Here is a 7,435-nt window from a genome sequence, read left to right on the forward strand (position 1 = left end):
GCGCCCTGCACACCGCCCGGGTGGCGGGCGCCCACGTCCGGACCCACAACGGCACCGAACCGCTCGGGCCGCTGCCGCACCGGTGGGACCGCGTCATCGCCACCGCCGGGGTCCACGTCGGCCACCTGCCGTACTCCTGGGTCGCCGAATCCGCGCCGGGCGCCGTGCTCCTCGCCCCCATGAGCACCGACCTCGCCGGCGGGCCGCTGGTGCGGTTCGTCGTCCACGACGACGGCACCGCCACCGGCCACGCCCACCCGGACCTCCGCGTCGGGTTCCTCGAACTCCGCAGCCACCGCACCGTCCGGGACGCCGCTCCCCTGCTGGAGAATCCGGGCACCCATCCGGACGTCGAGGTCTCCACCACCGGCTGCGACCCGTGGCGGATGTTCTCCGACAGCGACCACCGCTGGCCGATCGCGCTCGCCGTGCCCTCGGCCACGTTCGTCCTCGTCAGCCACGACGACGGCACCCGCCCCGACGCGCTGTGGCTGCGCGAGGCGCTCACCGGGTCGTGGGCGCGGGTCTCCCCCGCCCGGTCCGGCGACGGGCACCACACCGTGCACCAGTACGGGCTCCGCAGGCTCTGGGACGCGGCCGAAGCCGCCCACCGCTGGTGGCTCGCCCGGGGCGCGCCGAAGCTGAACGAGTGGGAATGGCATGTCACCCCCACCGCCCAGACCGTCCGGATGCCCTGAGCACGTCACCCCCGGGCAGCGGCGGCCACGACAAATTGTGTCGTTTCCTTGCATCGCGACCACGTCTGTTAAAGTTTAGCTGTCTAACCTTTAACCAGCACGGTCCCGATGCAAGGATATGGAAGAAGGTGTGCCGTGGCGGGCTACCAGGACGCCCGATGGAGCCCGTCCTTCGACGCGACCACCCGGGCCGCTCGACGCGGTGGCCGCTACCACCCCTATCTCCCGGACCCGCTGACGGCGCGACCGCTGGTGGTCGACGAGGCGCTCGCACACCGTGCGCAACGGGTCGAAGCGGACGTGCGCCGCTTCACCACCGAGCCGCTGCGCCGCGGGCTGGAGGGACTGGCCCGCTTCCTGCTGCGCTCCGAGGCGATCGCCTCGTCCCGGATCGAAGGGCTCCAGGTCTCACCCCAGCAGATCGCGCTCGCCGAGCTCGCCCAGTCGGACAGTGGCGTGACCCGCGGCTTCACGGGTAACGCGGAGCTCGTCGCCAACAACATCACGACACTCCGGCAGGCGTCCGACGATCTCGCCAGGACGGAGACGATCGATCACGACGGCATCGACAGGCTGCACCGCGCGCTGCTGCCCGACGAGAAGCACCACGGGCTCCGCGTGGAACAGAACTGGATCGGCGGAAACAGCTGGAACCCGCTCGACGCCGAATTCGTGCCTCCCCCTCCCGACGAGGTTCCTGCCCTGATGGCGGACCTGTGTGCCTGTCTGAACAGCGGTGTGCACGCGCCCCTCATCCAGGCCGCGCTTATCCATGCGCAGTTCGAGACCATCCACCCGTACACCGACGGCAACGGGCGGGTCGGCCGGGCACTGATCCATACGGTCCTCGTGCGCCGCGGCCTCACCCCGGCCGCGTTGCTCCCGGTCAGCATGGTGTTACTGACCCGGTCGGACGAGTACGTCCAGGGACTGACCGCATACCGCTATTCCGGCCCCGCCGTGAGTGACGACGCCCAGCGTGGGACCGCCGCGTGGTTGGCCCTGTTCCTCGACGCGGTGGAAACCGCGGCGAAACAGGCCCGCGCCTTCAGCGTTCAAGTCGCCGAACTCACCGAGGACTGGAACGAACAACTGGCGCGACATCGTGCGGCGAAAGGGTCACGGTCGCAGCCCCGCACGGGATCCGCCGTCGCGGAACTCCTGGACCGCCTGCCCGAACTACCGGTCCTCACGGCGAGGACGGCGCAACAGATACTCGGGGTCTCCTTCCCTGCCGCCCGGACCGCGTTGGAGGAACTCGCGGAGGCGAACATCCTGCGTCGCAAGCAGGTCGATCGGGGCACCACGGGGTATCTCGCCCAGGAGGTCTTCGACCTCCTCACCTTCGCCGAACGACGACTCGCCAGCACCCGGTGGGACACCCGCGAATCCCCAACGGAGCGCGCGGCGCCACGACCACCGCAGCCGTGAGGGCGCGTATTCCGGGCCGGCTCACGCTTCGGTCGCGAGACGTTCCTCGACATCATTGCACAATGCCCCGATGGGGGCCCAGCACATCATCACGGTGTCGTGATCGAGTCGAGTTCCGCGTGCGGCCTCCTCCCGGGGATGGATGAAGTTGCGAAACTCGCGGACCGGGCCGAGGAATCTGTACGCGTCGAACTGGAGCCAACCGCGCGTCCGTGCCGTATCGAGCAGTACGGCCAACGTCACACGCTCCTTCTTGCCGTGCTCGTTGACGAAGCCGTCCTGCTTGACCTTCTCGTCACGCTCGGTCAGCACGGCATGCAGCAACCCTTCGACGAGACTACCGAGTCCGATGACGGTCAACGTGTACGCACCGTTACGCAGGCAGAGCCGAGCCTCGGTGAGCCGGTTGACCAGCATGTCAGCGACCGCGTCATCCAGGACGAGCCGGCGCAGTCGCTCCTCCAGTCCGTCTGGTTCGGAGTAGTGTGCGAGGCCATCGGCCCCGAGCTCACCGAGTACCGGACGCCCGCCGACAGCCGAGATCACCAGACCCTCGGCTTCGAGGACCGAATTGACCGCCTCACGGAATTCCTCGGCGACCACTTTGCCGTCATCGTATTCCCGCGGATCGCACACCCGGCAGAGGAATCGCTCGACCCGCGCGGTGTCCGCACGGTGCTCAACGAGCTGTTCGGCCAGCCACCGGACTCGTGGAGATCCATCGTACTCGGGGGTCGGACTCCAACCCGCGCGTTTCAGCAAGGGTTCGAGTTCGTAGGACCTGCGTTCATAGGGACCGCCCACGTCGACCACGATGTTCGCGATCTTCTCCGCGGTACGGTCGTCCAGCGGCCGCATATCAGCTGTCCTCCTTGTCTGCTCGGTGCTGAGCGATGTCGAGGGCGCGGGACAACCGCTCGACGATCTTGCGACCGCGACGCTTGAAGTCGAACTCGGGCAAGGCCTGCGACAGACGTTCCTCCTTATCGAGTTGGAGGCCGTCCTGCAGGAGCCACTGGCAGACGGCAATCAGATCGGCATCGGTGTATTCGTCGATCTTCAGGCCTGGCCGCACACCCGGCCGGGGGCCACGACGGGATTCCGGGGAGGGCTGCGGCTCCGGTGCGGGAGGCTCGGATGGTTCAGGCGGGGATACCGTTCGGTCGGCATCCCGCATCGCGTCCTCCCAGGCCTTGACGACCTTGTCTGTCTCGCCGGCTCGGTCGGCAAACCATGCCGAAGCCCACACGCGGTGGAATCGCCAGCCCAACCGCTCCAGGTGCGCCTGCCGCAGCCGGTCACGGTCCCGGACGCTGATCATCCTGTGATAACGATCGCCGTCCGCCTCCACGGCCAGCACCATCTGCCCTGGCCGATCCCGATGCGCCAACGCGAAGTCGATGCTGTAGCCGGAGACGCCCCACTGGGGATGGACCTCAATGCCGCGATCCACGAGTGCCTGCCGCACGTCTTCCTCGAACCCGTTGAGGTCGCCCGGCTGCCGGTGCCCGACCCGGTCGAGATCGCCCTGAGCCTGCGCGAACTCCAGGTACCGGCGCAGTAGTTCAGTGCCGGTCGGTCGTTGCGTCGGCTCGATCTCGGCCGCGCTGATCGCGCTCACCACCGCCATGCGCCGCTTCGCGCGGGTGACCGCGACGTTCAGCCTGCGTCGACCACCCTCGCTGTTCAACGGTCCGAAGCTACGGCCGTCCAGTCGGCCGCCGCTGCGCTTGGAGACGCCGAGGGTGAGGATGATCGCGTCCCGCTCGTCACCCTGCACCCGCTCCAGGTTCTTCACGAAGAAGCGGCGGCTCGGACCGGCGTCCTCGGCGAAGACCGCCCGCAGATCCGCGCGGTCCTGCACCTCGCGACGCACGGCGGCCTCAATCTTTTCCGCGTGGGCATTGCCCATCGCGATGACACCCAGGCTCTCGTCCGGACGCGCTTCGGCGTGCGCGAGCACCAGGTTCACCACCGCTTGCACCTCTGCGGGGGAAGAGCCACGCTGCCCCGGCGCAACCGTGCCGTCCTCCACTTGATGCAACACGATTGGAGTCTCCGTGGCGGTGCCCGGAAAGGTCACCAGGTCACTGTTGTAGATCTCCTGGTTGGAGAAGGCGATCAGTCGCTCGTCGGTGCTGCGGTAGTGCCAGCGCAGCCGTACCTGGTAGTACAACAGCGCGCGCATGGTACTCAGTATCGACTCGTAGTCCTCCAGCGCGTTGTCGTCGTCTTCGGCACCTTCGAGGACACGCTCGAACTGGTTCGACGGCGGCAGCTGTTTGTCGTCCCCGGCGATCATGAGCCGCTCACCGCGTGCGATCGTGGCCACGGCGTCATGCGGGCGAATCTGGCTCGCCTCATCGAAAACCACCAGGTCGAACAGCCTCTCCGCCGGAAGCGTCCGGCTGACCACCAGGGGCGACATCGCCCAGCACGGGCGTAACGCGAGCAGCACGTGCGGGGACTTCTCCACCAGGCTGCGTAGTGGTAAGTGCCGGGACCGCTTGTTCGCTTCCGCCCGCAGCAGCCGGGTCTCCTCCGGGTGCTTGTCGCGGACCTGCCGCAACCGCCGGGCCACCTCGTAGCGCACCCGGCGCGCTGCGATGTCACGGTGGTCGGTGTCGGCATCCTGATATTCGCGAGCCAGGCGGGTGTGGTTGTCGGGAGAAAACTCCCTCAGCACCGGTGAATCCAGCTTGAATCGATCCAGCAAGGAGCTCAGCCAGACATACCGGAACAGCTGCCAGGCCTGCTCGCCGCTCAAGTGCTGCTGGGAGACCTGCTCCACGAGCGGGGTGAGTCCGAGACACTCGAAGTCAGCGAGCAGATGGTTGATCTTCTGCATCTTCCAGAGCATGTGCTGGTCCTGCTGGAGCTGCCGAATCTCCTCGCCGACTTCGTCCGTCGGTCGGCTCTCCACATCGGACAAATTCGCGCACATCGCCACCGTGGTGAGCTCTTTGCGGAGTCGACGGAACAGCTGCATCGTCTCCGCGAGGTCGACGACCTCGGCGGGCCTACCGCCCGCCTCCCCGAGCTGCTGCCAACGATCCCTCTGGTCAACGATCTGCCCGAGCTTCGCGTGCAGCACCGCGCGTTCGGTGATGCCCTCGGTCGAGGCCTGCTTTATCTCCTTGCGCAGACGCCGCCGAGCGAGCCAGCCGTTCGGCTGCCCTCGTCCGAGGTGCTTCCGGACTGGTGCGGTGGCGTGGAACCAGTCATCGAGCCGGTTGCCGAACACGTCACCACCGAAGCTCGCGACGCTGTCCTTGACCTCGTCGAGCAGATCGAGCACGTGCTGCCAACCGGTGAAGGTCTGCGGGAGGCGGAGTCCGGTCTTCTGCAGCACGCGGGTCATCTCCTGCTGCCCACTGCGTAAGGTTTCCGAGGCCAGCGAGGTGAGCTTGGCGTGGACGTCCTCGAGGTCTTGGTCGTCCCAGATATCGGCGTTCCACCAGGGAGTCTCACGTCGGACCACACGCGGTCCTTCGTTCTCGACGAACTTCCGCAGGTCGTTTTCGAGCCGTTCCACAGTCGCCGCGTCGAGGGCACGCAGCACTCCGCCGGAGAAGGTCAGCGACGTCCCGGGAGCGCGCAACTCCAACAGCTCGGACTGGACCTCGTACGCACTCTTGCCCCACGGTTCCCTGCGTTCGTGCAGTTCGTCCGAGTACTGCCGCAACTGCTCACGGCGTTGCTCCAACTTGCGATGCGTGTCGCCGACCTCCGGAGCGACCTGCCGCCCGGTCGACTCCAGGCTGTCCTGGAGTTGCCGCGCGATATGCTTCTTGTCCATCTTCTGCTGGTGCAGGTCAAACACCAGTCCGTCGAGGTCGACCTGTGACAACCGCGTTGTCACCGCTTCGATCGCTGCGCGTTTCTCGGAGACGAACAGCACCCGCATACCGCGCGCGGCAGCACCGGCGATGATATTGGCGATGGTCTGGCTCTTGCCAGTACCCGGCGGCCCCTCCACGAGAACGTCGTGCCCGGCCAAGGCGACCGCGACGGCCTCCTCCTGTGACGAATCCGCATCCTGCACCAGGAATTCGTTCGCCGGCTGGATCGTGTCGGCGGCGGGGGCCGAGAAGTGCCGGGAACGCTCCCCGACCGCCTGCTTCGACGGTCCATGACCGGCCAACGCGGCCACCAGATCATGCGCGGCGAGCAGTTCCACCGCGCCGTGGAGGTCCTCGACCATCGGCTGCTTCTCGTAGTTGAACAGTCCGCATACCGTCGCCTGTTCCAGTTCGAGAGCGACACCCTGCTGTTGCGCCAGTTCGGCCAGTTCCGGGTATACGGCTTCCGGCTCCGCCGACGGGTCGTCGGTGTCCGACAACAGGTCCGCGGCGCGGGCGCTGAACTCCTGGACGTCGACGTCCAGCCCGAAGTCCTTGTCCAGCGCGTACAGCAGCACCGGGTTGAGCTCGGCCTCATCGACAAGCTCCAGCTCGAACTCGCTGTCGGCGACGGTGCGGGCGTGGATCCGCAACGTACGCAGCAGCAGGGGAGCGCGAAGTCGGCTGATGGCGGCGGTGCCGTCGCGGGGCGCGGCGAGAACCAACCCCTGCGCCAGTTTGCCGACATCGATACCCTGTTCTTCGGCGAGCGTGTGCATCGCGCGCCGCACGTTCCGCGCGCGGGTACGGGCGTCCTTGTGCGTTTCAGCGTCCCGGAACAGCGCGCCGAGCTTGACGGACTTTCCCTCCAGCAGGTCCCGCACCGCAGCGCTCTCGGCATTGGTGAGGTCCAGGCTGGTCGTCTTCGTGAACTTGAAGTTCAGCAGCGTATTCCGAGAGCTCAGCTCGATCAGACTCTTGGCCCACTGATCAGCTCGGGTGCGCACGAGCTGCAGCCGATGTTCGTCCAGTTCATCGGGCATGCCGATTGATCCCCCTGTCGGCGAGTACCTGTCGGCGAGAAACTACCTGTCGGTGCTTCCTGCGGATACGCAGGGCTGCCCGTCTACGGCCAGCTGGACAGACTGCACTCTTCCAGATCCGATTACCATAGCCCGAATGGATGAAACCATGATGATCGACTGTCGAAGCGCGCCGAGGTTCTCGGGAACCGCGACACACGCACGAGAGTGACTCGTTTCGTCACCACGACCAGAACGGACGGGTTGGATTGCCGCGATTACTTCGTCCGCGGCGCCGAGGGTGTCGATCGGGCACCAGTGGTCACGGCGCGGGTCGTCGAGGCAGCGGGCGATGCAGCCGCCGCAGAACCGGCCGTCGACGGTGCCGCGTGGGAGGTCCGGCCGTGCGACCGGTTCGGTTGCGCAGAGCGCGCACGGCGCG

At 67.1% G+C, this 7,435-nt stretch carries 4 protein-coding genes and 1 pseudogene; 3 read left to right on the forward strand and 2 right to left on the reverse strand.

Going from position 1 to position 7,435, the window contains the following annotated elements; translation table 11 throughout:
- Both SACHA_RS20265 and SACHA_RS0104490 read left to right on the forward strand, forming a co-directional pair.
- Nucleotides 1-698: pseudogene (locus SACHA_RS20265) on the forward strand (methyltransferase domain-containing protein); the annotation flags it as partial.
- A 135-nt stretch (nt 699-833) separates the two neighbouring features.
- Nucleotides 834-2,129 (forward strand): Fic family protein, encoded by a 1,296-nt coding sequence (locus tag SACHA_RS0104490; protein WP_019807514.1) that lies wholly within the window; start codon nt 834-836, stop codon nt 2,127-2,129.
- Nucleotides 2,130-2,150: 21 nt separating this feature from the next.
- Here SACHA_RS0104490 and SACHA_RS0104495 read toward each other — a convergent pair whose 3' ends face one another.
- Nucleotides 2,151-2,942: a hypothetical protein gene (locus tag SACHA_RS0104495; RefSeq protein WP_232211807.1), complete on the reverse strand. Its 792-nt coding sequence runs from the start codon at nt 2,940-2,942 to the stop codon at nt 2,151-2,153.
- A gap of 46 nt (nt 2,943-2,988) precedes the next feature.
- Nucleotides 2,989-7,014 carry an AAA domain-containing protein gene (locus SACHA_RS0104500; protein WP_019807519.1) on the reverse strand — a complete coding sequence of 1,342 codons (4,026 nt, stop codon included), beginning with the start codon at nt 7,012-7,014 and terminating at the stop codon, nt 2,989-2,991.
- A gap of 207 nt (nt 7,015-7,221) precedes the next feature.
- Here SACHA_RS0104500 and SACHA_RS25965 point away from each other — a divergent pair.
- A partial coding sequence (locus SACHA_RS25965; protein WP_232211810.1) for a hypothetical protein occupies nt 7,222-7,435 on the forward strand: 214 nt, incomplete at its 3' end.

The organism is Saccharomonospora halophila 8, assembly GCF_000383775.1.
Lineage (GTDB): Bacteria > Actinomycetota > Actinomycetes > Mycobacteriales > Pseudonocardiaceae > Saccharomonospora > Saccharomonospora halophila.

What these genes read in the sequence shown, in the direction of transcription:
- SACHA_RS0104500 (WP_019807519.1), bottom strand. Translation starts at nt 7,014, where the DNA reads ATGCCCGATGAACTGGACGAACATCGGCTGCAGCTCGTGCGCACCCGA.